Here is a 26,413-nt window from a genome sequence, read left to right as displayed (position 1 = left end):
TTACGCTTGTGCTGTAAAGGAGCCTGTCCGATTCATATCATCTGCGCGTTGTTCTGCTGTCCAGTTACGAAGCTCTTCTGCCATTTCAGCTACCTTCAAAGCATCCTCGCTCTCTTCTCTTCCTCGAGCTTTGGAACGTTGATTGGATTGCTGCTGCTGATTAGCTCCAGATCCGCGTCCATCCTGATACATATGGGAGGAAAGCGACTCATTGTGCGTTACTTCTACCTTATCCACCTGGATACCTTGGCTCTGGAGACTCGAACGCAGCTGCGACATTTGCTGTTCCAGCAAATCCTTCGCTCCGCTATGCTCAGTCATGAACTGGGCAACCAGATGACCATTTTGCATTGTCAGCTTAACCTCCAGCTGGCCCAGATGATCTGGACGAAGCATGATAGTCGCTTCCGTCAAACCAGTGTGTTTTACAATGTCAAGTTTCTGCACTACAAATTCGGTCATCTCCTTGGCAAATTGCCGTACATGTACGACTGGTTGAGCCGGAGTCGAAGGTGTTGTTCCTTGAGTTTGTACCGAAAGCTGTCCCGCAGTCGTGATCACTGGAGTCTGATTGTCAGTTGCTGTCGAATCTGCTTGCTCAGTTGCATCTACGAATGCACTCGCTTCATCCGTTTCAGTCGTCTTAACTGCAGACTGAACGAGAAGATTAGTTGATGAACGTTGCCCATCTGAGCCTTGTTGATTAGTTTCACCCTGACTTGTTTGCTGCTGAGAAGCAACAACCTGTTTGTCAGTAGTAGCCGCAGCTACGGTCTGAGTACCATTTGATCGATTTGCAGAAGGCTGAACCGCTTGTGAATCCCCACCATCAGCAAGTTCCACAGCTTTCATTACACCATTCCACTGCTCATCGGAAATTGCTCCCGTACCTGCCGTTGCGCTTTGGAGCGATTGTAGCAACTGTGCCACTTGGGACTTTTGGTCTCCAGAAGCCTGCTCTGCTACATTGGCAAGTTGTGACAAAGCGTCCTGCAATGCAAATCGAAGAGTAGCCGGGTTGGCTGCCAAGGCTGTTAAGCCTGTCGCCTCTGTCGTTTCTCCACCGTTTAACTGTTGATTTGTTCCGTCGCCTTGCAAAAACTGTTGTACTTGCTGTATCCACGCTTGCAGAGTTGCAAGCAGAGCAGGATCGACAGCTACTTGATCATCCAGCTTATCGAGATTTTGTAGCAAAGGAGCCAGTGTTTCGGCCAGCGGCTCGGTGGGAGCTTCCGTGGATTCTCCAGTTGCAATAAGCGGAAGTACCATAACTAATGGAGAGCCGTTCGCATCTGTGCCTGCTGAGCCCGTTTGCCCGCCTGTCATCATTTGCGTAAGTGTTTGATTAAAAGCACCCGTGGTTGCTCCAGCAGCTGTGGCTGTAGTCGTTGTTGAGGCCGTTGTACTGCTAGCTGTCTGACTTGAGCTGACCGATACACTTTGAGAAATAAGGGTCATTTATTTTTCACCTCCCTTCATTTAAATTACTTACTGCCCATCAGTTTGTTCAAAATTTTTGCGGTCTGAGCCGCATCCTTGGCAGACATATTTTGTAGTAAAGAACCACGTGTCGAATCATCTACTGTATTTAATATGTTTAATGCCTTGTCTGGACTGATTTTGTAAGTTTGTAAAATAAGTTCGGCACCGCTCTTCTTGTCCATAGAAGCAAATGTGCTACTGATTTGAGTGCTTTGCAAACTCTTACTCGTTGTTCCAGCTGTGGTACCTTGATCCTTTTTCAGACGAGACTGCAACGCAGCAACTGACAAATCCGTAGATGGCGTTACGTTTTTCAGAGCCATAGTAATATCGGCTGCTTTTTTAGCGTCCATCTTTTGCAAAATCTTTGCACTGTTGGCAGGGTCCATGTAGCTTAGCAGCTGCACAGTCTCTTCCGTAGTCAGATTCTCCATAATCGGTGCCGCTTTACTAGCTGTCATTCCTTCATACATGCTAGCAAGATCTCTGGCCTGTTTTACATAAGGATCTTCATTTGTTGTTCCACCTGTAGTTTGCGTACCAGCCTGTCCCTGCTGACTGGCCTGTGGCTGCTGTTCCTGTTGCGTTTGCAGCGTATTGACCTGATTCTGCAGTTCAGAAACCTTTTTATCTTGTGTCGTCTTAGCAGCGGTAGCCTTTTTAAGCTCCTCCGTCTGCTTGGCTAAATCTGCCTTTAACTGCTGAATGGTTGCTTCAGAACTTTCAGACTGTGCCTTCTGATCTGCCTCTTTCGTCTGGGTAGCCTTATCTTTCGGTTCAGGTACCCAATTTTTAACAACTGGTATTTTGTTCCCTAATGAAATCATTTCGCTTCTGAAGTCCATATTGAACAATGTAAGCAGGACCCCGACCAGAACGATTGTGAACACAATCGGAATCAGGAAAAACATAAACCGTTCAAATCCCCCGCCTGATTCTTTTCCTAAATCCATATCCAGTTCATTTTCTGCTAACTTCTGTGCCATCGTCTTCCTCCTCAGGCAGCTGATATGCGTATCCTATGACTTTCCGCTTACCGGGCTTTCATGGCAAATCGCACGGAAGCCATTTCATCCAGCTCGTTCTGCTCGCGCAGGAGCATTTCCTGTTGGAATTTCACGTTGGCCTTCTCTCTCGCTTTCAGCCAAACCTGTTCATCCAGCATTTTATCGGTCAAAACGGTTTGTTTGCTTTGCACATTTTGCTGCGCATATTGAACATCCCTATGCTTGCGTGTAATACATTGGTCTAGATGATTAACATAAGCCTGTAATTCCTGAATAGTAGAGAGTGGCGCGCAATCCTCGGCAGCCTTTTGAATGGCTGATATGACCCGATTCCTTTCGCCTACAAGCTGTGTTAATGTCTGCTCCTCAGCCTGCAATTGTCCGACAGCACTGGAAAGCAACCATTCGGCCTGTGACTTTTCGTTGGTTTTCAAGTCTACAACTTTCTGAAAGGAATACTGAAATCTCATCGTTCAACCTTCATCTCCTCGTAAATTCAGAAATCAAACGCTCCCTTACCTCATCCAGCTCAGCCTTTTCATCTGTTCTTTGTCTTGTAAAATCCCATATATCCCGTATACGCTCCATGGATTCGTCAATTTCTGCATTTGAACCCTGCTGATAGGCCCCGATATTAATCAGGTCCTCCGAATCTTTGTAAATGGCCATCAAGCGCTTAATGTTCTCGGCAGCGTCTATCTGATCTCGTGGTGCGATATCCTTCATAACCCGGCTAATACTCGCTAACACATCAATTGCGGGAAAATGTCCTTTGTTCGCAATCCCACGATTCAAAACAATATGTCCATCCAAAATCCCGCGCACCGCATCCGCGATGGGCTCGTTCATATCATCACCATCGACCAGTACCGTATAAAAAGCGGTTATGGAGCCAGTAGGACCTGTCCCTGCACGTTCTAGAAGCTTAGGTAGACTAGCAAACACGGAAGGTGTGTACCCTCTCATTGCTGGTGGCTCCCCTACGGCTAGTCCCACTTCACGTTGGGCCATCGCATACCGGGTAACTGAATCCATCATCAGCATGACATTTAACCCGCGATCCCGAAAATATTCCGCGATCGTCGTTGCAATAAGTGCACCCTTAATGCGGATTAACGCAGGTTGGTCGGAAGTTGCCACAATGACCACGGAACGTTCTAGTCCCTCCGGACCTAAATCCCGTTCAATAAAGTCCAGCACTTCGCGTCCACGTTCCCCGATCAAGGCAATTACATTCACATCGGCTTCCGTATTACGAGCAATCATTCCCATCAAGGTACTTTTACCTACACCCGAACCTGCAAAAATACCAACCCGTTGTCCTTTACCGATAGTAAGCAACCCGTCGATAGCGCGTACCCCGATACTGATTGGTTCCTGCACACGCGGACGATTCAGCGGATTAGATGGAATATTGAAGGTTGAATATCTCGCCATTCGCGAGGGAATCAATGAACCATCCAGAGGCTGACCCAAGCCATCCAGCACTTTGCCTAACAGCTCCGACCCGACCTGCACATTCAACGGCTTCCCTGTTCCTACAACATCACAACCGGGACCAATGGATTGCAGTTCTCCAAGTGGCATCAGGAGCACTTTATTGTCCCTGAAGCCTACAACCTCCGCTTGCAACGGCTTTGCCGTTTTACCCGGATAAATGTAACAAACATCCCCGATACTGGCGTCTGGACCTTCCGATTCAACCATCAGGCCGATAACCTGCGTAACCTTGCCATTTACCCGAACCGGGTCCAGCTGGCGCAAATGATCCATGTAGCGCTGCGCATTAAGCCCCTTCATGTCTTCGCTCCTCATTCTCATGTGCCAGACGCAGTAATTCCTTTTTGATCTCAGCTAATTGCGTATCAATCCGCGCATCCACACTTCCAAAGGAAGAACGGATAACACAACCGCGATCTTTCACGGTACCATCAGGAATAATTTGCAGTTCTGCCTGCGAATCGACAGTTAATGACAATTCTTCTCGCGCACCTTGCACAAATGCGAAATGCTGAGGCGACACACACAATGTAATGGTTCCTTTTTCCCGCTTACGAGCCAAATTTTTACGAATTAATTCAATCGTGTATTCAGGCTCAAGGCTAAGCTGTTTCTCAATGACCTTCTCAGCAATAGCACTACTCAGTTCAACCAGGAAAGGCTCAGCTTCCTGAATCAGTTGTTCCTTGATCTCATAAGCCTGACGCAAAATATCCTGTGCTTCTTCCATCATCTGCTCTGATTTCGTCTGGAGCTCGGCCTCAGCCAGCTTCTGACCTTCTTCATATCCTTGCTGAAACCCATCAGCTTTTAACGACTGAGTTAACTGCTCGTCATGCTCGCGTCGTTCCTGCCACCATGCTTCAATCTGCTGCTGTGCCTCCTGAAGCATCCGTTCCGCTTCTTCAGCTGCCTCGCGAACCTGACGTTCGGCAAAATCCTTAGCGTCATTCAGCATTTCATCCCGTAGTCGTTCAGCCTCGTGATCTCGCTGAGGCTCCGGCTCCGTATATTCAGTTGTGATTTCTTCATCCGTCGTTTCTGGCGCATACGTATGTGCCACATCAATTGTTTTCAAAGCCTCTACAGGAACATATTGGAAAGATTTGATCAAGTTAGACAATGATGTCATCTCCTCCGCCGCGTGCGATTATAATCTCACCGGCCTCTTCCAATCTGCGGATCGTCGATACGATACGTGTCTGTGCTTCTTCCACATCACGCAACCGCACCGGTCCCATGTACTCCATTTCCTCTTTGAAGGTTTCTGCCATACGCTTCGACATATTTCGGAAAATCACATCGCGTACTTCTTCACTGGATACTTTAAGCGCCAATTGCAAATCTGCATTGTCGATATCGCGGACAATGCGCTGAATGGAACGGTTGTCCACATTGACGATATCCTCGAACACGAACATTCTTTTCTTGATTTCCTCAGCCAGTTCTGGATCTTGAATTTCAAGCGAGTCGAGAATCGTACGTTCGGTTCCGCGGTCTACGCCATTCAAAATCTGAACAATGGACTCGATACCACCTGCATTCGTATAATCCTGCGTCGCGGTTGCAGACAGCTTTTGCTCCAACACTCGTTCCACCTGGGAAATAACTTCCGGAGATGTACTGTCCATGACAGCGACACGCCGGGCCACATCTGCCTGCTTTTCCTGTGGCAGAGACGACAGAATTGCAGCCGCCTGCTCGAATTGCAAGTACGAAAGCACGAGAGCAATCGTTTGCGGATTCTCATTCTGTATAAAATTCAATATCTGGTTTGGATCAGCCTTGCGAGCAAAATCGAAGGGTCTTACCTGTAACGTCGCTGTTAGACGGTTAATGACCTCAACTGCTTTTTGCGATCCGAGTGCTTTCTCCAATATTTCTTTAGCGTAATTAATACCGCCTTGAGAAATGTACTCCTGAGCCAAACAAATTTGATGAAACTCGGCCATGATGGAGTCCTTCTCAATGGCATCGACCTTCCGCACATTGGCAATTTCCAAAGTAAGTTGCTCGATCTCCTCATCACGCAAATGCTTGAATATTTGAGCAGATACCTCTGGTCCCATTGTGATCAGAAGTATAGCTGCTTTCTGTCTTCCCGTTAAACCTTGACTGCTTGCCTTTGCCAATGAACTCACCTCTATTCGTCAGCCAGCCATGTACGAAGCAGATTGACGAATTCGTCGGGTTTCTTTTTCGCCAGACTTTCAAGCTGTTTACGCACTTGACTTTCATTTGTCACACTTTCCATGGTAATAGACGGGAACTCCGTCGGCGTTGGCATGAGTTGCAATTCTTCATCCAACTCTTCTTCCTGCTTACGACGACCGCGTACGATGAGGAAGATTACACCCGCCAGCAGTGCCAGAACAGCAGCTCCGATGCCCCATAGCCAAGGGTTGGAAGCTGAGAAGAATGTATTTGTGCTCGCAGGCGCCGGAACAGCTTGTGAGAACACCGAAACCTTCTTAGCCAAATCAGCGTCTGTAATTGTAGTACCAGAATTCGCCAACGACGCTCTTACGATATTAACCAAAATATTTTGAATTGCTGTCTGAGTTGCAGTATCCAACGTTTGCTGACCTGTTGGTGGTTCAACTGCTACATTAATGGTTAAATCTTTTACAGTGTACGGACTTTGGATAATATCCCTTGCAATTCGGTTAACTTCGTAGTTAATCGTACTTGAGCTCTTATCTGAGCTGGTGTTGCCGGAATTAGCTCCTCCGGGGTAGCCCGGAACATCCTGTGTTCCTGTTCCTGCAACTCCTCCGGTTTGTCCACTACTGCCCGTATAGCTTTCCTGAATTTGTTGGGCGCTAATCTCAATACCCTTCATTTTCGTTTGATCAACAGGTGTGACCATTTGTTCCTTAGATGTTACTTTGTCGAAATTTAGCTGGGACATAACCAGCACGTTTACTTTGTCGTCTCCAACAATTTTCGACAAAAATTGTTGGACATTATTCCTTACATCGCTCTCAAACTTCTTCTGTAGAGCCATGTTTTCCTGAACACCACTAGTGAGCCCACCTTGGCCGCCCTTGGCCGTTGGAATCAACTCATATTCCTTATTGGTGATCGTAATGTTTTCCACTGGCAGATTCGGCACGGCCGTTTTTACCAGATTAAAGTATCCGTCGATTGCTTGCTGATTTGGAGTAAAGCCAGGCTCGAATTCCATTTGAATCGAAGCGGAGGCTTTGTCCTTTTCTTCAAGTCCGGCAAAAATGTTTTCCTTTGGCATATTAATGACAGCTTTGGAGCTTTGGACACCATCCATCCGTTCCAACAGTTGCTGTATTTCGCCGTTCAATGCATTATTGTACTTCACATTGAACTCGTTCTCCGTCATACCAATGGCAGAGGAGGACTGGTCAAAAGCGCTCATGCCGATTGAACCCTTCTGAATCAGGCCTTGAGACCCAACATCTACCTTCGCCTTATCCGCATTAGCAGTTGGGACTGAGATTTGTGTCCCGCCAGCATTAAGTTGATACGGTATACCCGCAGAATCGAGATATTTAATGACTCCGGCAGCATCGTTAGCATTTAGATCTCGGAAAGCCACTTCATACTCGGTTTTGGTAAACTGCATCGTTAGCACTACAACGGCGATAATGATGAATGCTAATGTCGAAACAAGTAATATTTTCTGTTTTTTGCTGAAATTATTCCAATACCCGGAAATCTTATCCCGATATTGGGCGATTCTCTCGTTCACTCCGTCACCCCATCCGAAACTTTGCTAAACCCTCTTTACATCTGTGTACGCATGATCTCCTGATAGGCTTCGATCGCTTTGTTTCGGACCTGTGTAGTAAGCTGCAGGGAAAGCAGCGCTTGTTGGGAAGTGATCATGACCTGATCTACATCAACTTTGCCTGCCATGAATTGGTCGGACATCTGGTGCGTAGCGGCTTCTTGCTGCCCTACCTCATTGAGAGCATCCTTTAGGAAGGAACCAAAATCCTTCAAGGATTCGGAAGGAGTCGCTTTCGTCAACTCATTGTTAGGCGATTGAATCTGCTGTATTGCCGGTGTCTGTACATTAAACATGGCGTTCTGAATCATGTTTTACTCTCCCTATTAAGTAGTTAGTAGTCCTAGAACTTAGCGACCGATTTCAAGCGCTTTGGAAACCATAGCCTTTGATGCATTCAGAGCTGTTACATTGGCTTCGTATGAGCGTGTTGCGGAAATCATGTCGACCATTTCTTTCATAATGTCTACATTAGGCATATATACATAGCCATCTTTATCAGCGTCCGGGTGACCCGGGTTGTACACAGGCTTCAAAGGTGACTGATCTTCCTGAATTTGCGAAACCTTAACGCCAGCAGCGCTTGTACTACTTCCTTCCATTTGAGCCTTCAAAACATCGGCAAAGCCAGATTGGTTCGGCTCCAAAACAACCGTTTTTCTCCGATATGGAACTGCTTGTCCATTCTCTACTTTCGCCCGAGTTGTCTCTGCGTTGGCAATGTTGCTAGATATAACGTCCATCCGCAACCGTTGGGCCGTAAGAGCAGATGCACTAATATCAAAGCCGTTGTTAATCTTCACCTAGTCCTATCTCCCTTCTACCGCTGTTCTCATCATCTTGATGCGCTCATTAATTTCTTGGATGTAGGTATTATATCTTAGTTGATTTTCAGCCATAAGACTCATTTCTCTGTCGATATCTACGTTGTTCATATTGTTATTCATGACTGAGTACCCATCTTTGGTGACCGTGGCATCTGGAATGGAGTTCACAGGTCCTATTTGAAAATGTCTTGAATTGGTTACTTTTCCACGTAGTGGTGTGACATCCCCGTCCATTTGCTGCTGAAGCAGTTCTTCAAATGAAACCTCCGAACGCTTAAAATACGGGGTATCCGCATTGGATATATTGTCGGCCATCACACGTTGTCTCGTATTTGCCGCCTGTACACCTGCCTGAAGCTTTTGAAAGCTCATATCACCCAGCAGATTCATTTAGCTCCTCCCTCCCAGCGTCTACTCCAAAGTAAGATTCAATAAAACAAGATTTTTCACTTTTTTTCGACAATAAAATTTCATAATTATACATTTCTTTTAGGTCTTAAGTAGAAAATAATAACTTTCTGTCATATATTCTAAGTTTCGTAGAGTTGGGACCTAATTACAATAAGAAAAAAGCCCTATCTTTTTTAAAAAAGAGGGCTTTAGATGCATAAAATGTTAAATTTTTCAGGTTTATTTCAAGAAAATGAATGTTTTCTTAGCACTTTACACCTGTAAAAGATTATACGTCCTACTTTTGGAATAGACAGAAAAATCATCAACTTGACCATTATCTAGGTCTAAACGACGGTGCAAGATAGTGTTATTCTGGACCACACACCCTATTTTTAGAAACCCTATTCATAAAATATACTGACTAAGGTCCCTGTTTTGGGCAATATCTCCCAGCTTCTCACGTACATATTCCGGGGTAATGATCATACGATCCAATGTAAGCTCTGGTGCTTCAAACGACAGATCCTCCAGCAGCTTTTCTAGAATAGTATGCAAACGACGTGCGCCAATATTTTCGGTGTTGCGATTTACAGACTCAGCAATGCTGGCAATCTCACGGATCGCTTCCGCAGAAAATTCGACTTCAATCTCCTCAGTACGGAGTAAATCAGTGTATTGCTTGGTCAGCGCATTTTTAGGCTCCGTCAATATCGACACAAACTCATCCAAGGTCAGGCTACTTAATTCCACACGGATTGGGAAACGGCCCTGAAGCTCAGGGATCAGGTCAGATGGTTTTGCAACATGAAAAGCTCCTGCAGCAATAAACAGAATGTAATCTGTTCTTACCGGACCGTATTTGGTCATGATGGTAGATCCCTCGACAATAGGTAAAATATCGCGCTGGACGCCTTCTCTCGACACATCGGGGCCACTACCCTTACCCTGGCTGGCAATCTTATCTATTTCATCAATAAAAATAATACCGGATTGCTCAGCACGCTTCACAGACTCCTGAATCACATCATCCATATCGATCAATTTGGCGGCTTCATCTTGAATCAACACCTTGCGAGCTTCCTTGACTGGTAGCTTGCGCTTCTTCGTCCGCTTGGGCAGAAAACTTCCGAACATCTCCTGCATATTCATACCCATTTGTTCATTCCCTTGCCCAGCAAACATATCGAGCATATTGGGTGCAGTATCCTCCACATCAATCTCTATGACATCATCCTCAAGCTTTCCGGATAACAGATCGAATTTAACCTTACGGCGCTTTTCTGCCAAAGATCCATCCTGTTGTGGTGGTTCTTCTTCTACCGAAGTTCCCGTGTTATTACCAAATAGCATTTCAAAAGGATTACGTTGCGATTTGTTTGACTTTTCTGCAGGTACAAGAATGCTGACAATCCGTTCATTTGCCATGTCCTCCGCTTTGTCCTTCACATTCTCTGTTCGTTCCGACTTAACGATGCGAATGGAGGTTTCCATCAGATCACGCACCATGGATTCCACATCACGACCCACGTAACCCACTTCTGTAAATTTGGTCGCCTCTACCTTGACAAAAGGAGCTCCCACGAGCCGTGCAAGTCTACGTGCAATTTCAGTTTTACCCACACCAGTCGGCCCGATCATCAAAATATTTTTAGGCACAATTTCATCCCGGATATCATCCGGCAGCTTACTACGCCGATAGCGGTTGCGCAAGGCAACAGCAACAGATTTTTTAGCTTGCTTTTGTCCGACAATATACTTATCCAGCTCGGATACCACTTGTCTGGGCGTCAACGATTGATTATTCATTTTGCACTCCTCCACCCTTGAATACTCAGAGCCGATTTACAGTTCTTCCACGATAATCTGATTGTTCGTATACACACATATTTCCGAAGCAACCTCTAGCGCTTCCCGTGCCATGTCCTTTGCTTCCATGCCAGAGCCATGGCGTTTGAAAGCACGGGCAGCTGCCAATGCAAAATTACCACCTGATCCAATTGCAAGCACATCATCATCCGGCTCTATAATTTCGCCGCCTCCAGAAATGAGCAGCATTCCGGATGAGTCCATCACAATCATGAGCGCTTCCAGCTTGCGCAGGATACGATCCTGACGCCAGTCCTTGGCCAGTTCCACGGCTGCTCTTTGAAGATTTCCGTGGTGTTCCTCTAGCTTATTTTCGAACTTTTCAAATAACGTGATAGCATCGGCCACCGAACCCGCAAATCCCGCAACGACCTGACCACGATACAATCTGCGCACTTTTTTAGCCGTCTGCTTCATTACAACACTGTTGCCGAACGTTACCTGTCCATCACCCGCAATAGCTCCTTTGCCATTGTGGCGTACAGCGCAGATGGTGGTAGCATGAAAGGACATATCCATAACGCGCTCCTCCTTTTCCTTCATCCTTATGCCTGTACTTCAGCTGACATAACTCCCGTTTCGTTGATATAACCGCGCAAACTTTCCAGCGCGCGATTAGCGAGAGCTTCATTTTTTTCCTTTTTGTTACGAATCCGTGTCTCCAGCTTTGGAAGCAAACCAAAGTTTGCATTCATCGGTTGAAAATGCTTAAAATCAGCGGTCGTAATATACCGCGCCATGCTGCCTAATGTCGTTTCCGCAGGAAATACAAACATTTCCTGTCCACGCGCTGCTCGTGCCGCATTCATCCCGGCCAGCAGACCAGAAGCCGCTGACTCCACATATCCCTCTACACCGGTCATTTGTCCGGCGAAGAATAGATTACTTCTTCCCTTGAACTGATAAGTTGGATGAAGTTGCTGCGGAGAATTAATAAAGGTATTGCGATGCATCACACCGTAACGTACAAACTCTGCCTCTTCAAGACCCGGAATCATTGAAAACACACGCTTTTGCTCCCCCCATTTGAGGTGAGTCTGGAAACCAACCAGATTATACAGCGTTCCTGCGGCGTTGTCCTGCCGAAGCTGAACAACTGCGTGGGGCAGTTCACCTGTATGTGGATTTACGAGACCCACAGGTTTCATCGGTCCGAACAATGCCGTTTGTTTCCCACGTTGCATCATCACTTCGATGGGCATACAGCCTTCGAAATAAATTTCTTTTTCGAATTCCTTGACTTGCGCCACCTCAGCCGTAATCAAAGCCTCGTAAAAAGCATCAAATTCTGCTTCGTTCATCGGACAATTCAAGTACGCTGCTTCTCCCTTATCATAACGGGAAGCCAGATAAACCTTGCTCATGTCGATAGAGTCCTTTTCTACAATAGGGGCTGCCGCATCGTAAAAATAAAAATACTCTTCTCCCATCAGCGATTTAATTTGTTCCGACAAAGCAGGAGAAGTTAAAGGCCCCGTCGCAATGACCACAATACCATCCTGTGGGATTTCCTGAAGCTCTTCATTAACAACCTCGATCAAGGGATGTTGATGAAGTGTATCAGTAATATGACCGGAAAATCCGTCACGATCCACTGCCAATGCACCGCCAGCCGGAACAGCATGACGATCTGCTGCACTCAGAATCAAGGAGTTTAGTATTCTCATCTCTTCCTTCAGTACGCCTACTGCATTCGTTAGGCCGTTTGCCCGCAAGGAATTACTGCATACCAGTTCGGCAAATTTATCTGTATGATGTGCTGGTGTTTTTACAACCGGCCGCATTTCATATAACTTGACTGGCACTCCACGGCTTGCAATTTGCCAGGCAGCTTCGCTGCCCGCCAAACCTGCTCCGATGACCGTTACCTTTTGTAGTTCACTCACGTTTAAATCCCCCTGCTATTGTTGTTCTTAAGAAGTCTCTACGCTCTCATCGCTCTCTTCCAGCATTTCGCTGTGATCGCAGACAGTACAGTTGAGCTTCGTTCCTTGTTTTGTACGTTTTTCGACCATTAGGCTACTGCAACTTGGGCAAGGCTTAATGGACGGTTTATCCCAGGAAACAAAATCACATTCCGGGTAGCGGTCACATCCATAGAAGATACGTCCTTTTTTACTCCGTCGTTCGACGACATGGCCCTCACCGCATGTAGGACAATTAATCCCGATATCCTTAACAATTGGCTTTGTGTTACGGCAATCTGGAAAAGCAGAACAGGCCAGGAATTTACCGAATCGGCCGAGCTTATACACCATTTGGCTGCCACACTTATCACAAATGACATCGGATACTTCATCTTTTATTTCAATTTCTTTCATTTCTTCTTCAGCCACTTCAAGTCGCTTCTCGAATGACTCGTAAAAGTCACTCAACACCTTGACCCAATTACCTTCGCCTTCTTCGACGTGGTCAAGATCACCTTCCATATTAGCTGTAAACTCCACATTCAGAATCTCTGGAAAGAACTCCTCCATCTGTTCGATGACCAATTCGCCCAGCTCTGTAGGAAAAAATTTCTTTTCTTCAATAGCAACGTACCCACGTTTCTGAATGGTTTCCAGCGTTGGTGCATACGTACTTGGACGTCCTATACCCAGTTCTTCCAGCGTCTTCACCAGTCGCGCTTCCGTATAACGGGGAGGCGGTTGTGTAAAATGCTGCTTCGGCTCAACCGCTTCTTTTTTTAATTTATCGCCTGGTTGAAGTGGTGGCAGCAGTTTATCTTCTTCAGTTTTACCGTCGTCATTTCCCTCTACATACACTTTCATGAAACCTGGAAAACGAACCTTAGAACCTGCTGCCCGGAATATCGTCTCACCCGCTTCAATATCTACGGACAAAGTATCCATAATAGCAGAAGCCATCTGGCTGGCCATGAAACGTTCCCATACCAATTTGTACAAGCGGAACTGATCCCGACTCATAAACGGCTTAACTGTTTCCGGATCGCGTAACGCAGAGGTTGGGCGAATCGCTTCATGCGCATCCTGGGCGTTGGCCGCTTTTTTTGAATATTGTCGAGGAGTTTCAGGCACAAAAGCTTCGCCATATTTTTGAATAATTAATTCTTTCGCTTCCTCCTGAGCTGAAGCGGCGATCCGTGTGGAATCCGTACGCATATACGTAATCAGACCCACGGTCCCTTCTTTACCTAAATCCACACCCTCATATAGCTGCTGAGCTACAGACATCGTTTTAGATGCGCGGAAGTTGAGCTTCCGAGCCGCCTCCTGCTGCAAGGAACTTGTTGTGAATGGAGGAGAAGGATTGCGCAAACGCTCTTTCTCTTTCACATCGCGCACCTTGTAAGACGATTTCCCGATAGCTTCCAACACTTCTTGTACATCCGCTTCGCTGGAGAGCTCTTTCTTTTCACCGCGCAGCTTATGAAATTTCGCTTCAAAGGTGCTGTCTTTAATAGCTAGTTTAGCTGTAATCGTCCAGTATTCTTCCGGTACAAACTCACTGATCTCGTTTTCCCGGTCCAAAATAATCTTCACCGCAACCGACTGCACACGCCCAGCGGATAGACCCTTTTTTACCTTTTTCCAGAGCAACGGGCTGATTTTGTAGCCAACAAGTCGATCCAGTATCCGTCGTGCCTGCTGAGCGTTGACCAAATCCATATTGATTTTACGGGGTGTTTTAAAAGCATCTTTGACAGCCTGCTTCGTAATTTCATTAAATACAACACGGCAATCTGCTGTATCGTCCAGTTCCAGCGCATGCGCCAGATGCCAGGCAATAGCCTCACCTTCGCGATCCGGGTCAGCCGCCAGATATACTTTTTTTACTTTTTTTCGGGCATCCTTTAATTCTTTTAGAATTGAGCCTTTACCTCGAATGGTAATGTATTTGGGATTAAAATCATTTTCGACCTCTACGCCGATCTGACTCTTCGGTAAATCCCTGATATGACCCATGGAAGCCTTGACGATATATTTGCTGCCTAAGTATTTGCCGATCGTCTTCGCCTTGGAAGGCGATTCCACGATGACGAGTGAATCCGCCATAGGCTCTTCCTCCTCTCAATTACACACATGAATATGATAGACTTCCTGAAATGTGGTGATTTATGACGCGGAGAGCGCTTCACAGATTGGTCATTTTTCCAGATCGCTATACTTGTTCAGAAAGATTCCATCTGCTCCGCTGCTGCGAGTCATAATGTCAACACATTTCAGGAAGTGGGGAAGGAGTAGGAATCCGCGGCGCGGATGAATGCCATACTGCCCTCCACCTGATGTTTAAAAATGAATTTGTGCATTTACTAACTAAGGATTTTGCAAAAACAACTACTAAATAAGCTTGTATTTTGTGCCCGCTAGCTGGGCGATCCTTTTTTTTATGATTAACGATAACAGAACTGCGTGTAAAAGTCCAAAATCCCATGCTGTAGCATCAAGCAGTTCATCCAGTGTCATGGTTCCCTGTTCGAGCAACAGTATGACACGGTTTTCCTCAGAAGTCTCCCTTTCTGGCACTTTGGAGGCCTCCTTCAGTTTAAGACTCTGCTCTCTATTGTATGAAGAAACCTCCCTTGTACGCAAATCTGCTTCATACTCCTCAATAATATCCGAAGCTTCAGTGACTGTTTTGGCTCCTTGCTTAATCAAGCTCAGCGTGCCTCTACTCTTCGGTGACGTAATGGGTCCGGGAACAGCAAACACATCTCGATTTGCCTCTAGCGCAGCATCAGCTGTAATCAAGGAGCCGCTTCTTGCATCTGCTTCGACGACGAGCGTTCCCTTCGTTAGGCCAGCTATAATCCGATTACGTTGTGGAAACATTCCCGGATGTGACCTCGTGCCTGGAGGATACTCCGATACAATCAAGCCTTTGCTAGCCATCTCTGCAAATAAAGACGCATTTTGGGGAGGATAAATTTGATCTATCGCTGTTCCCAGTACACCAATCGTGTTTCCTCCCCAGCGTAGGGCAGTTTCGTGACAAATACTGTCAATCCCTCTCGCCAATCCGCTAACTACTGTAATCCCTGCATTACATAATCCCTCTGTTAGTATCTCCGCTGCTCTACGTCCATAAGCGGTGGGAACGCGAGTTCCTACCATAGCTACAGAACATGTATGCAAAAGTGATTTATCCCCTTTTGTATACATTACCCAAGGTGGGTCAACTGTTTCCTTCATTAATAGGGGATAATCCTCGTCCACATAAGTTACCGTTCCAATATCACCGGACTGAACTCGCTGATAACGTTCATGCACCCATTCTTCATCGTAGCACTGAGCCGCAATTCGTGCCTGAGCAGGGCTTAACCCTATCTCAATCCACTTTTGTTCGCTAAAATGCAGTAGCTCATGCAATCGATAGTCACTCGACCAAATACGCTGAATTGTTTTTCTTCCGATTCCCTCTAACTCATGTAAGCCTAACAAAAGCCATCTTTCTTCCAAACTATGGTTCCCCCATTCACGGAAGAGTGAACCCTTCCTTATTTTGTGGCACAATGAATCATTTTGCAAGCGTTTCCCTGACAAGCCTGTCTTAACGCAAAAAAAAGCAACCTTTTCATCCCCTGTTTCAGAAGATAAAAAGGTTGCTTACCTTTCTTTCATTATACACTAGCCTGCGGCAAATTTCGATGCAGTTTTATGGCCTGTATATTAATGAAGAAACACGATTTAATGTGTCGTACACAAATTCAAAATACCACGTGCTTCCAGCACACTTACCAGTGTCGAGCCCATTTCGGAAGGAGTCGGTGCCACCTTGATCCCACAGGCTTCAAGCGTGGCAATTTTCTCTTTGGCCGTTCCTTTTCCACCAGAAATAATGGCGCCTGCATGCCCCATCCGTTTGCCCGGAGGCGCAGTCACACCGCCGATAAAACCAACCACTGGCTTCGTCATATTGTCCCTGATCCACTCGGCCGCCTCTTCTTCGGCTGTACCCCCAATTTCTCCGATCATAATGACAGCGTGAGTATTGGGGTCCTCATTGAAACGTTGCAAAATATCAATGAATTCTGAACCTTTAACGGGGTCACCGCCAATACCAACCGCGGAAGATTGTCCTATACCTCGGGTCGTTAACTGATGCACTGCTTCATAGGTCAAAGTACCACTACGTGACACAACACCTACATGACCTGGTAGATGAATGTAACCTGGCATAATACCGATTTTACATTCTCCTGGCGTAATAACGCCTGGGCAGTTAGGGCCAATCAGAACGGTCTTTTTACCTTCCATAAAACGTTTGACCCTGATCATATCAAGCACCGGAATGCCTTCCGTGATACAAATCACGAGATCTAATTCTGCATCTACAGCCTCCAAAATGGAATCTGCTGCAAAAGCCGGTGGCACGTAAATCACGCTCGCTGTTGCGCCAGTAACTTCCTTGGCTTCGCTTACGGTGTTAAACACTGGCAATTTGACCTGTTGTCCGTTCTCCAGTGTAATTTCTACCTCGGTGCCCCCCTTACCCGGAGAGGTGCCACCTACCATTTGTGTACCGTAATCAAGTGCACCCTTGGCATGAAACAACGCCGTTTTTCCCGTAATCCCCTGTGTAATCACCTTTGTATGCTTATCGACCAAAATACTCACGATCTTCACATCCCCTATCGTTTATTCGGCATATCGGAATGCAAACAGGCTATTGAACAAGTTCGACGATTTTTTGGGCACCATCCGCCATGGAATCGGCTGCTACGATATTCAAACCGGATTCCGCTAAAATCTGTTTGCCGAGCTCAACATTTGTCCCTTCAAGACGGACAACAAGCGGACGAGTCAGCCCCAACTGTTTGGCAGCCTCCACGACGCCGTTCGCAATGATGTCACACTGCATAATTCCGCCGAAAATGTTCACGAAAATACCTTCAACCTTCGGATCGGACAAAATGATTTTGAACGCTTCGGTTACCTTTTCCGTCGTCGCACCGCCCCCTACGTCCAGGAAGTTGGCCGGATCGCCACCGTAATATTTGATAATATCCATGGTTGCCATCGCCAAGCCCGCACCGTTGACCATACAGCCAATATTTCCGTCCAGAGCGATATAGCTTAGATCATATTTAGATGCCTCAATTTCCTTCTCGTCCTCTTCATCCAAATCACGCAATTCCAAAATATCCTTGTGACGGAACAGCGCATTAGAATCAAAATTCAGTTTGGCATCTAACGCCAGTACATTCCCATCACCCGTAACGACTAAGGGATTGATTTCTGCAATCGAACAGTCCTTGTCCACAAAAGCTTCGTATAACGCCAGCATAAACTTGACCGCTTTGTTTACCAGTTCATTGGGGATATTAATCTCATACGCCAACTTACGGGCCTGATACACCTGAAGCCCAATCGCTGGATCAACAACCGCTTTAAAAATCTTCTCCGGAGTGGCTGCAGCCACCTCTTCGATTTCCGTACCGCCTTCTTCTGAGGCCATCATTACGATACGTCCAGTCGCACGATCTACGACAACGCCAACGTAATATTCTTTACGAATATCGCAGCCTTCCTCAACCAAAAGGCGTTTGACCTCTTTACCTTCAGGTCCGGTCTGATGCGTCACCAGCACCTTACCCAAAATTTCAGAAGCAAAAGTCCGCACCTCATCTAAACCTTTGGCAACTTTCACGCCACCCGCTTTACCGCGTCCACCAGCATGAATTTGTGCTTTTACCACCGTAACAGCGCTTCCAAGCGATTCTGCCGCAGCAACGGCTTCCTCCACCGTATAGGCAACCTTACCGTTCGGTACAGCCACTCCGTACTGCTTCAATACTTCTTTACCCTGATATTCATGGATATTCATTCTGGAATCCTCCTATCAACATGACTGCAACAAGGGCGGTTCACAAGGAAATCTATACTAAACCTACATCATTGTAACATGTTTTTAAAACGCTTTCCTTATAATTTAACCTCATGAATTACAGTATTTTGATATCATTATCATTCCCAAAATCGAATGTTTGGATATTATTGGATACTACTCCTAATACAAATTCACAAAAAAAGCACCTCTACAACATGGGATTGCCTAATCCACATTAAGAGGCACTTTAATTCTTCAAGCATGATTAGGTATTTTTTCTTTCCAGCTGAGAACAACTCATGCCATAAGATTCGCAAGAGCAACTGAAGATACCTTATGATTTTTCAATTTGTACATTAGCTTGATGAACACGATCGAGCAGATCATTGAACTGGAGCAGAAGCGACCCAAATTGATCATGAGTCATACTTGTTTTTTCCTGGATGCATCCTGGTACAGACAGAGCTTTTTCCCGTAATGCGCTTCCCTCTGTCGTCAAAGAAATCAGCACCTTACGCTCATCTTGAGTGGAACGCTTTCGATCGATAAGCCCGGCGTTCTGCAATCTCTTCAATAGCGGAGTTAGTGTGCCGGAGTCCAAATATAGTGCCTCCCCCAATTCCTTCACTGTACATTCTTCACGCTCCCAGAGCACGATAAGTACCAAATATTGCGAGTACGTCACACCGAGCTTTTCCAGATAAGGCTGGTATAGCTTCGTAATCTCTCTGGAGCATGCATATATGGCAAAGCATAACTGATTATCAAGTTTCAACGCTGTACCTTCATTAGGATTGTTTTCCATGCTGTCTGATCACCTACTTTCGTCATTATTTTAGCACATTATATAATAAAATACATGCTAATTGCACAAAACACTTTACAAACAATAATTATTTTGATAAATTAAATTGTGTAAAATATAAGTTGAGCGAGAGGCAGTGATTGGATTATGATGACCATTCAACAAAAAATGTATGAAACAACAGTAAAAGCGGTTGGTGGACGTAACGGTTATATCGAGTCTTCTTCCCCTGAACTTCGTTTAGATATTGATACCCCAAAAGAAATGGGCGGCGCAGGCGGTGCAGGTACGAATCCAGAGCAATTGTTCGCAGCAGGCTATTCCGCTTGCTTTGACAGTGCCTTAAATATGGTTGCTCGCATGCAACGTGTTAAGCATGAAGGTACTGAAGTAACAGCTACGGTCCATTTCGGAAAAGTGGAAGACGGCGGCTTCGGAATCGGAGTAAGTCTCGACGTACTGGTAAAAGGCGTCGATCATGAAACTGCAGTAAAACTGGTGGAAGGCGCACACGAACAATGTCCATACTCCCGCGCTACCCGCGGTAATATTGAAGTGAAACTGAACGTTTTGTAACGTAGATTTTCTTTAGCATATGTAGGGGGGCCATCTTCATCTCTCTTCATGAATTCAATAGTTTCGTTAGAATAAAGTTCACAACAAGCCCCTCGACCGTTTTGGTCGAGGGGTTTATTATCCTTTGAGCTATCCATTCCTTAAAGACTGTTTGTTTTTTTCCATCAAGTAACATGGAAGATGATGCATAATCGTATATACGAAAATGATATACTCATAGTATAATCACTATTGTCATAATCTTATTTTTCTTCTCCAGGTCTTTTTGCCTGGAGCTTTTTTTTGCTCTTTTTTCCACTTTCTATTGTACATACCCCTTGGAAAAACTCTTTCATAAAGATAATGTGTTATAACTACTAAGTTTTATCGCCTTTTTAACTTTCAGGAAAACTGGCATTTGCTCTATCCATGTGGCGGTATTGAATAGCTTCAGCCACATGTGAAGTCAAAATTTTCTCCGAGTCATGTAAGTCTGCAATGGTACGCGAAAGCTTGAGAATTCGATCATACGCACGCATGCTTAAACCGAGTGCGTCCATTGTTTGATCAAGCAACTCCGCTGCATTTTTTTCTAATACAGCATATTTACGAAGCATCTGACCGGACAGCTCACTATTCCATGAAAAGGGAAGCTTGCTATATCTGTGGATTTGTATCGCTTGAGCAGCCAGCACCTGTCTTCGCATTTCAACGGACGACAATGATTCTTTTTCCTCCCGCCAATCCTTCGGTTGCGATACTTCAAGCTGAAGATCAATCCGATCCAGCAGTGGACCAGAAATACGTGAACGGTAGCGGGCTACTGCTGCAGGTGAACAGGTACAGCGCTGATGTTCCGTGTCATTTCCGAAAAAGCCACAATGACACGGATTTAAAGAGGCAGCAAGTAAGAAATGCGCCGGATACTTAAAAACTGCACGTGAACGACTGATCGTAACATTGTGGTCTTCCAAAGGTTGACGCAGCACTTCTAGTACATGACGGCTAAACTCAGGCAACTCATCCAGAAATAAAATTCCCCGGTGTGCAAGACTGATTTCTCCTGGTTTGGGTATACCTCCCCCACCCACCAAACCAGCAGCAGAGATCGTATGATGAGGCGAACGGAAGGGACGAATATTCATCAGATGAGGCGATGACTCCTTCCACTTCCCGGCAGCGCTGTATACTTTGGTGACTTCAAGCGCCTCCTTTTCAGTCAAAGGCGGAAGGATAGATGGCAACCTGCGGATGAGCATTGTTTTCCCAGCCCCCGGCGGTCCCATAAGCAGGATATTATGCATTCCGGCTGCAGCGATGACTAACGCACGCTTGGCGTGCAGCTGACCCAACACATCGCTGTAATCCTCCATGTTGCTAGTTATCTCTTCTTTTTCACACAACCGTATATGCTCTGCTTGAGGTAAATGGTCATAGGAACAGATCATGACTTGTTTACTGGCAGTACAACCCGGATTTGTCGCTGGGCTATCAACAGTGCCTTGTGCACGATCTTCAATCGGAATAAGATCTGCTAGATGACGTATAGCGTAAATACGTATACCCGTAATCAGACGAGCCTCGCTTGCGTTTTCCTGGGGAAGCAGCACGGAGTTGAATCCTTCACGCTTGGCCAGATCAACCATGGACAGTACCCCATTCACAGGGCGAATACTGCCATCCAGCGCCAGCTCACCAATAAACAGCGTCCGTTCTCCCACGGGTAAAACGACCTGTTCACTGGTTGTCAGCAACCCTAAAGCGATAGCAAGGTCAAAAGATGAACCTTCCTTACGCAAATCAGCAGGAGCTAAATTAATCGTGACACGCTGGGACGGATATTTAAAGCCACAGTTTTTGATTGCTGCTCTGACACGCTCCACTGCCTCTCGAATCGCCGAATCCGGCAAGCCTATAATCGCCGTCTGAGGCAAGCCATTGGACAAATCAGTCTCAACTTCAATCAGAACGCCATCTATTCCATACAAACAAGCTCCGTGTAATTTTCCATACATATCAAAAAGCACCTCTCCTCATATTGGAATGCTCCCTCTCGGGAATCATTGCATATATGAAAAAAGGTGCTTCCAAATTTTCATTCTTTGCAAATGTGATGTTCGAAATTTTAACTCCGAACCATGCCTTCAAAAATTCTTGACTAAGTTTATCTGACGACAGATTATTTGTCAAACAAGGTCAGCTTATCGGCTGCCGGAGTACGTGGTCTTGATTCTGGGATAACGTCAGGATAGCCTGCATATATCATTCCTATTACCTTCTCACCCGGTTGAATTCCCAAGTGCTCACGGAACTTAGGCGAATACAAAAATGGCTTTGTCACCCAAAACGTTCCAATTCCTTTGCTCCATGCGGCAAGCATAAAGTTTTGTACAAGCGCACTGACCGCTGCAAAATCCTCATCCCAAACCGCTTGACGCGGATCTTCTTCCATCACTACTAAAAGCTGGATCGGGTTGTGCAAAATGCCGCTCTCAAACTTGTTGTCCTTACCGATATCGGCTGCAATTGCTTTTGCAAGCTTTTTCCGTCCTTCACCAGCAAATAACAGAAAACGCCACGGTTCACGCATTTTATGATTAGGAGCCCACACAGCGACGTCGAGCAGTTCTTTGATCGTATCTACCGGAATGGAGTCGGATTTAAATCGTTTAATCGTCCGGCGTTCCTGAATTACATCTATGACATGTTCACTAAAGGTATGCTTTGTCACGTAAATCCTCCTTCACAGGTACAACTTCTAGATATTCATTTTAAGATGAAAATGATAACTATTCTCAATAAAATATACCTGTAGCTTTCCTTCCTGTCAACCTACACATATGGATTCAGTCCCGCACTCTTACCTTTGAAAAAGCTCTTACTCTTTTAAAATGCGCCTATTAAATGGTCCGTAACAACTGCCTTTTCGTCAGTTAATTGTACAGAAATCATGTCAAAGCGGATTGGAGCATCTCCAATCCTGTTCATATGCAAATATACAGCGGCTGTTTGGCGAACTTGGGCTATTTTACGCGCATTAACTGATTCTGCTGGCGTTCCATATTTGGAGCTACTTCGACTACGTACCTCAATAAACACGAATGTATGCTCCTGCTTGGCAATCAGATCTATTTCACCACTGCGGCATCTCCAATTACGCTCTATGATACGGAAACTCAAGTTTTCTAAAAACAAAGCCGCTGCCTCTTCGCCCATCGCTCCTTTGGCTTTCCGTTGATCCTTGCCGCCAGCCTTCATTTCATTCGACATCACCAGTCATCCCCTGATGCAAGCCGATCCATTTGATATATATAGGTAAGCACCTCTGCCACCAACTGATAGAGCTCAGCAGGAATTTGTTCGTCCAAATCGAGTTTGGATAGTACTTCAACCAGCGCAGCATCCTCCTGTACTGGAACACCATGTTCTTTAGCTTTTTCTAAAATGCTATCCGCAACACGGCCGCTCCCTTTGGCAACGACAATCGGTGCTTCGCTCTCACCAGGCGTATATTTAAGGGCGACCGCCTTCTTTATGGAAGGAGAAGGAGGTTCCAACGGCTCTTTCATATTTTAAGATCGACTCCTTTATACGGCTGAGGCACATAGCTTTCTACTTCAGAAGAGGCGAGACTGTTCTGTTCAGTCCTTATGGGCATAGGCTCGGTACGAAGCGATAGAAGTTGGTATCCTAGTGACTCCAACGCTGTGTGAATGGACTCACGCCCACTGGTTAACAACGAAGCCGCCCATTCATGATCATTATGGAGCTTGACACTTACAATCCGATCTACAACCTGGACATCTACCAGGGTCGGTCCAAGCCCCTTCATGTCCAAATCAAACCAAAGACGACAGTTGGAGGCGTCCAGCTCTCCCCGTTTGCCGCGGCGGGACTGAATCTGGATCGTAGCTGTTTCACGACCGTCCGGTCCAACGAACGGGATAAACATGTGTACTTGTGCAAAAGGCGCCGTTCGGTCTGTATTGAGTAGCAACTGCTGACCTGTCAGGTGCTGTACAACCTGCTGAGCCGCCTCTTTCAAAGCGGGCGGCAGATCGTCACTGCTCATCAGCTGGAGCAGCGCCCCTTTTACGGTGTCTGCGTCTGCTGACACCGTGTCCCCAGACGCAGCCGCTAATCCCGGCAGCGTCTGGGGCATTCCCTCTGGCGGCTCCATACGTGCCGCCGCCCCTTGCGCGACCTGTGTAGTCGCGCGGTGTACTTGCTGCTCGTGCTCTGCACCGAGCAGCTTCAGTACGCGGCCCACCCACGGGTCCTCCGAGGGGGTGAGCTGCGGGCTGGACGCCGCAGGCTGCGATGCAGCGGCGTCTGCGGCCCGCGAGGCGCCAGCCGTTGGCTGCGCCACTTCCGCTGCGGGCGGCTCTGGCGCAGCCGTGCTCAGTGCGGGCGGCACCGCCGCGCGTAGCTCCTGCAGCAACGTGCGCAGCCGCTGGAGCGGCACCTCTGGCGCAGCAGTGTTACCTGCTGTGGATTGCGGCACAGGGGCACCAGCCTGCTGTGCGGTGGGACGGTCAGCCGTGGCCGCGGTTAAGGCTGTCTTTGCCCCCGCAGGTTCTGCCGTGGCAGCCGCTGGAGCGCCATCGGCATCCTTAAGCTGTGTGCTTGTCGCAGTGGCTTGCTGTGACTGTGAATGCTCCACTCTGGTGCGGGGACCATTTAATGCATCAGCACTCGCTTCTGGAGCATTTACGCTAGCTTCCGATGCCACTGTCGCTCCGCGTCCATTGACTGCCTCCGCTTCTCCTGAAGCAGTCCCTTTGGCTACAGATGTAGCCCCCGTCGCAGTATCTGAATCTGTTGCCAAAGCACTCGCTTCACTCACTGCAGCAGCAAGGTTGGCTGCTTGAGTCCCTTTTAACAATTCCTTACCGCCTGTGGTTTGTCCAGCTTCTGCCTGCTTTGCAGCGGTAGAAGCATCCTTGGACAATATAGGAGTTCGGCCTTCCTGCCCATCTACTACCCCCCCGAAAGAAGCACCTGTTGGACTAGCAGACATTCGATCAGCGCTCTTTATAGCTGTTAATTCCCCCACTGAGCGTTCAGTGGATATTCCCTGTCCTTGCTGTTTTAATATCGTTTCAAGCTCTTGCTCCAGCGAAGACAACAGATCATTTAAAGGAGGCCCAAACATCGCTTGACGCAATCCGTTTATGCTTTCTGCCGTCAATGGAAGTCCCCGCTGAAAGGCAACTGCCGCCGCCTGCACAAACGTTCCCAATTGTACATTGCCGCTTTGCTTCGCCATAGCTTCTCGCAAAGAAGCCGCATTTTCAGATGTCAACGGCACACCATTCTTTTGCATTGCCTGTATAAGCTCCCTGTTCTGAGCTGTATCCGGTAGTCCCACCGATTCCAATACATCTGTCAGCGCTACGGTTTGCTGTGGTGTATTGGCCACATCGTTCAGAGGCTTAAGCACCGTCATTCCACTGGGGGAAGCCGGTTGAACCTGAAACGTTGTAGTCTGTCCAGGTTGAAGAGGGGTCTCCAGCTTTGCCCTGACCTGAGAACCTTGTATTTGCAACACAGCCTCGCCGCCGTCCTCAGACACCTTTAGCACGACTCCTCGTACGACCTGGCCTGGCTGCATATCGAGCTTTTTAGCCTCTCCAGCCTTCACATCTCCAAGTAATCCACGAAATACAGATCCGATGTTCATATCGCCCCTCCTCTCACTCTCCCCCATTCAAAGGGGCTTATGGTATTAGTTATACTTTATATCGGCATTGTGCCGATTCATAATAAGTAACTACAGATCAAACAGCGTCGGTTGCTCCGTCAACAAATTGCCCAGAAAGCTGCGTCTATGCATCTTTGTAGGTCCTAGCGCCAAAATTTGTTCCCTGTGTAACTTGGTAGCGTAACCTTTATGTATACCGATCCCATATTCCGGATACTTCGCATCCCATTCACCTTTGCACAGCCGATCACGGGTTACCTTGGCGATGATAGAGGCTGCCGCAATAGACTGACTGTTGGCATCTCCTTTAATAATAGAGAGTTGAGGAATAGGCACATCTACCTTTTCTGCATCCACCAGTAAATAATCAGGAGACACATGTAAAGCCTCAATAGCCTGCTTCATAGCCAAACGAGCTGCTTGCTTAATATTAATATCATCAATCGTTTGCGCATCTACATAGCCAACTCCTACAGAAATGGCCTTCTCCATAATCAGCTCGTAGTATGCTTCTCTCTTCTTGTCCGACAATTTTTTGGAATCATCCACACCTTCCAGTAACTCACCCACTGGTAAAATGACTGCTGCGGCCACAACATCTCCAAACAGGCATCCACGACCTACCTCGTCAATCCCTGCAATCCGCTCACAAGACTGCTCCCAGCATTTTTTTTCATAATGTAGCATGTCCTTCACTACAATCTCTTTATCTTCCAT

25 protein-coding genes are annotated in these 26,413 nt (G+C 46.6%); 1 reads left to right on the top strand and 24 read right to left on the bottom strand.

Annotation, left to right across the window (positions count from 1 at the left end):
* The 18 genes from T3H97_RS09945 to T3H97_RS09860 all read right to left on the bottom strand — a co-directional run bounded on the left by T3H97_RS09945 (window position 1) and on the right by T3H97_RS09860 (window position 19,437).
* Window positions 1-1,458 carry a flagellar hook-length control protein FliK gene (locus tag T3H97_RS09945; protein ID WP_328802419.1) on the bottom strand — a complete coding sequence of 486 codons (1,458 nt, stop codon included), beginning with the start codon at window positions 1,456-1,458 and terminating at the stop codon, window positions 1-3.
* A 26-nt stretch (window positions 1,459-1,484) separates the two neighbouring features.
* Window positions 1,485-2,468 (bottom strand): magnesium transporter MgtE N-terminal domain-containing protein, encoded by a 984-nt coding sequence (locus tag T3H97_RS09940; protein WP_328802418.1) that lies wholly within the window; start codon window positions 2,466-2,468, stop codon window positions 1,485-1,487.
* Window positions 2,469-2,515: 47 nt separating this feature from the next.
* Window positions 2,516-2,959, bottom strand: a complete 444-nt coding sequence (fliJ, locus tag T3H97_RS09935; protein WP_013309890.1) for a flagellar export protein FliJ — start codon at window positions 2,957-2,959, stop codon at window positions 2,516-2,518.
* A gap of 10 nt (window positions 2,960-2,969) precedes the next feature.
* Window positions 2,970-4,289, bottom strand: a complete 1,320-nt coding sequence (fliI, locus tag T3H97_RS09930) for a flagellar protein export ATPase FliI (RefSeq protein ID WP_069291725.1) — start codon at window positions 4,287-4,289, stop codon at window positions 2,970-2,972.
* The gene (locus tag T3H97_RS09925) at window positions 4,276-5,112 is read right to left on the bottom strand and encodes a FliH/SctL family protein (protein WP_025723732.1); all 837 of its coding nucleotides are present in this window, start codon (window positions 5,110-5,112) and stop codon (window positions 4,276-4,278) included. Before T3H97_RS09925 ends, fliI begins: the two co-directional genes overlap by 14 nt.
* On the bottom strand, window positions 5,105-6,121 hold the full coding sequence (fliG, locus tag T3H97_RS09920) for a flagellar motor switch protein FliG (protein WP_013309887.1): 1,017 nt from the start codon (window positions 6,119-6,121) through the stop codon (window positions 5,105-5,107). Before fliG ends, T3H97_RS09925 begins: the two co-directional genes overlap by 8 nt.
* 11 nt (window positions 6,122-6,132) lie before the next feature.
* Window positions 6,133-7,716, bottom strand: coding sequence for a flagellar basal-body MS-ring/collar protein FliF (fliF, locus tag T3H97_RS09915; protein WP_013309886.1), 1,584 nt, complete (start codon window positions 7,714-7,716; stop codon window positions 6,133-6,135).
* 35 nt (window positions 7,717-7,751) lie between these two features.
* Window positions 7,752-8,066, bottom strand: a complete 315-nt coding sequence (gene fliE / locus T3H97_RS09910; RefSeq protein ID WP_061831861.1) for a flagellar hook-basal body complex protein FliE — start codon at window positions 8,064-8,066, stop codon at window positions 7,752-7,754.
* 39 nt (window positions 8,067-8,105) lie between these two features.
* Window positions 8,106-8,558, bottom strand: a complete 453-nt coding sequence (gene flgC, locus T3H97_RS09905; RefSeq protein ID WP_013309884.1) for a flagellar basal body rod protein FlgC — start codon at window positions 8,556-8,558, stop codon at window positions 8,106-8,108.
* A 6-nt stretch (window positions 8,559-8,564) separates the two neighbouring features.
* Window positions 8,565-8,972: a flagellar basal body rod protein FlgB gene (gene flgB, locus T3H97_RS09900; protein ID WP_013309883.1), complete on the bottom strand. Its 408-nt coding sequence runs from the start codon at window positions 8,970-8,972 to the stop codon at window positions 8,565-8,567.
* 408 nt (window positions 8,973-9,380) lie between these two features.
* Complete coding sequence (gene hslU / locus T3H97_RS09895; protein ID WP_071640477.1) at window positions 9,381-10,781, bottom strand: ATP-dependent protease ATPase subunit HslU; 1,401 nt, start codon at window positions 10,779-10,781, stop codon at window positions 9,381-9,383.
* 36 nt (window positions 10,782-10,817) lie between these two features.
* Window positions 10,818-11,360, bottom strand: a complete 543-nt coding sequence (hslV, locus tag T3H97_RS09890; RefSeq protein WP_013309881.1) for an ATP-dependent protease subunit HslV — start codon at window positions 11,358-11,360, stop codon at window positions 10,818-10,820.
* 26 nt (window positions 11,361-11,386) lie between these two features.
* On the bottom strand, window positions 11,387-12,727 hold the full coding sequence (gene trmFO, locus T3H97_RS09885; RefSeq protein WP_025723278.1) for an FADH(2)-oxidizing methylenetetrahydrofolate--tRNA-(uracil(54)-C(5))-methyltransferase TrmFO: 1,341 nt from the start codon (window positions 12,725-12,727) through the stop codon (window positions 11,387-11,389).
* 27 nt (window positions 12,728-12,754) lie between these two features.
* A complete protein-coding gene (gene topA / locus T3H97_RS09880; protein ID WP_061831859.1) occupies window positions 12,755-14,857 on the bottom strand; it encodes a type I DNA topoisomerase in 2,103 nt (700 codons plus the stop codon).
* Window positions 14,858-15,142: 285 nt separating this feature from the next.
* Entirely contained in the window at window positions 15,143-16,261 is a 1,119-nt protein-coding gene (dprA, locus tag T3H97_RS09875; RefSeq protein ID WP_328802417.1) for a DNA-processing protein DprA, read from the bottom strand.
* Between the two features lie 228 nt (window positions 16,262-16,489).
* Window positions 16,490-17,419, bottom strand: coding sequence for a succinate--CoA ligase subunit alpha (gene sucD / locus T3H97_RS09870; RefSeq protein ID WP_250244695.1), 930 nt, complete (start codon window positions 17,417-17,419; stop codon window positions 16,490-16,492).
* 49 nt (window positions 17,420-17,468) lie between these two features.
* Complete coding sequence (sucC, locus tag T3H97_RS09865) at window positions 17,469-18,629, bottom strand: ADP-forming succinate--CoA ligase subunit beta (RefSeq protein WP_328802416.1); 1,161 nt, start codon at window positions 18,627-18,629, stop codon at window positions 17,469-17,471.
* A gap of 337 nt (window positions 18,630-18,966) precedes the next feature.
* A complete protein-coding gene (locus tag T3H97_RS09860) occupies window positions 18,967-19,437 on the bottom strand; it encodes a MarR family winged helix-turn-helix transcriptional regulator (RefSeq protein WP_023988180.1) in 471 nt (156 codons plus the stop codon).
* 147 nt (window positions 19,438-19,584) lie between these two features.
* Here T3H97_RS09860 and T3H97_RS09855 point away from each other — a divergent pair, with 147 nt between their 5' ends.
* Window positions 19,585-20,013: an organic hydroperoxide resistance protein gene (locus T3H97_RS09855; RefSeq protein ID WP_103047887.1), complete on the top strand. Its 429-nt coding sequence runs from the start codon at window positions 19,585-19,587 to the stop codon at window positions 20,011-20,013.
* A gap of 374 nt (window positions 20,014-20,387) precedes the next feature.
* Here T3H97_RS09855 and T3H97_RS09850 read toward each other — a convergent pair whose 3' ends face one another.
* From T3H97_RS09850 to T3H97_RS09825, 6 genes are all read right to left on the bottom strand, one after another.
* Window positions 20,388-22,007: a YifB family Mg chelatase-like AAA ATPase gene (locus tag T3H97_RS09850; RefSeq protein WP_328802415.1), complete on the bottom strand. Its 1,620-nt coding sequence runs from the start codon at window positions 22,005-22,007 to the stop codon at window positions 20,388-20,390.
* Between the two features lie 164 nt (window positions 22,008-22,171).
* On the bottom strand, window positions 22,172-22,723 hold the full coding sequence (locus T3H97_RS09845; protein WP_134904001.1) for a nitroreductase family protein: 552 nt from the start codon (window positions 22,721-22,723) through the stop codon (window positions 22,172-22,174).
* Between the two features lie 155 nt (window positions 22,724-22,878).
* The gene (locus T3H97_RS09840) at window positions 22,879-23,262 is read right to left on the bottom strand and encodes a YraN family protein (protein ID WP_328802414.1); all 384 of its coding nucleotides are present in this window, start codon (window positions 23,260-23,262) and stop codon (window positions 22,879-22,881) included.
* Window positions 23,262-23,561, bottom strand: a complete 300-nt coding sequence (locus tag T3H97_RS09835) for an EscU/YscU/HrcU family type III secretion system export apparatus switch protein (protein ID WP_013309870.1) — start codon at window positions 23,559-23,561, stop codon at window positions 23,262-23,264. The genes T3H97_RS09840 and T3H97_RS09835 overlap by 1 nt, the downstream gene beginning before the upstream one ends.
* Window positions 23,558-25,675 carry a DNA ligase gene (locus tag T3H97_RS09830; RefSeq protein WP_328802413.1) on the bottom strand — a complete coding sequence of 706 codons (2,118 nt, stop codon included), beginning with the start codon at window positions 25,673-25,675 and terminating at the stop codon, window positions 23,558-23,560. The genes T3H97_RS09835 and T3H97_RS09830 overlap by 4 nt, the downstream gene beginning before the upstream one ends.
* Window positions 25,676-25,765: 90 nt before the next feature.
* Complete coding sequence (locus T3H97_RS09825; RefSeq protein WP_274485010.1) at window positions 25,766-26,413, bottom strand: ribonuclease HII; 648 nt, start codon at window positions 26,411-26,413, stop codon at window positions 25,766-25,768.

The sequence above is a fragment of the Paenibacillus sp. LX16 genome, assembly GCF_036252815.1.
GTDB lineage: Bacteria > Bacillota > Bacilli > Paenibacillales > Paenibacillaceae > Paenibacillus > Paenibacillus polymyxa_B.
This window is presented reverse-complemented; position numbering and strand designations above follow the sequence as displayed.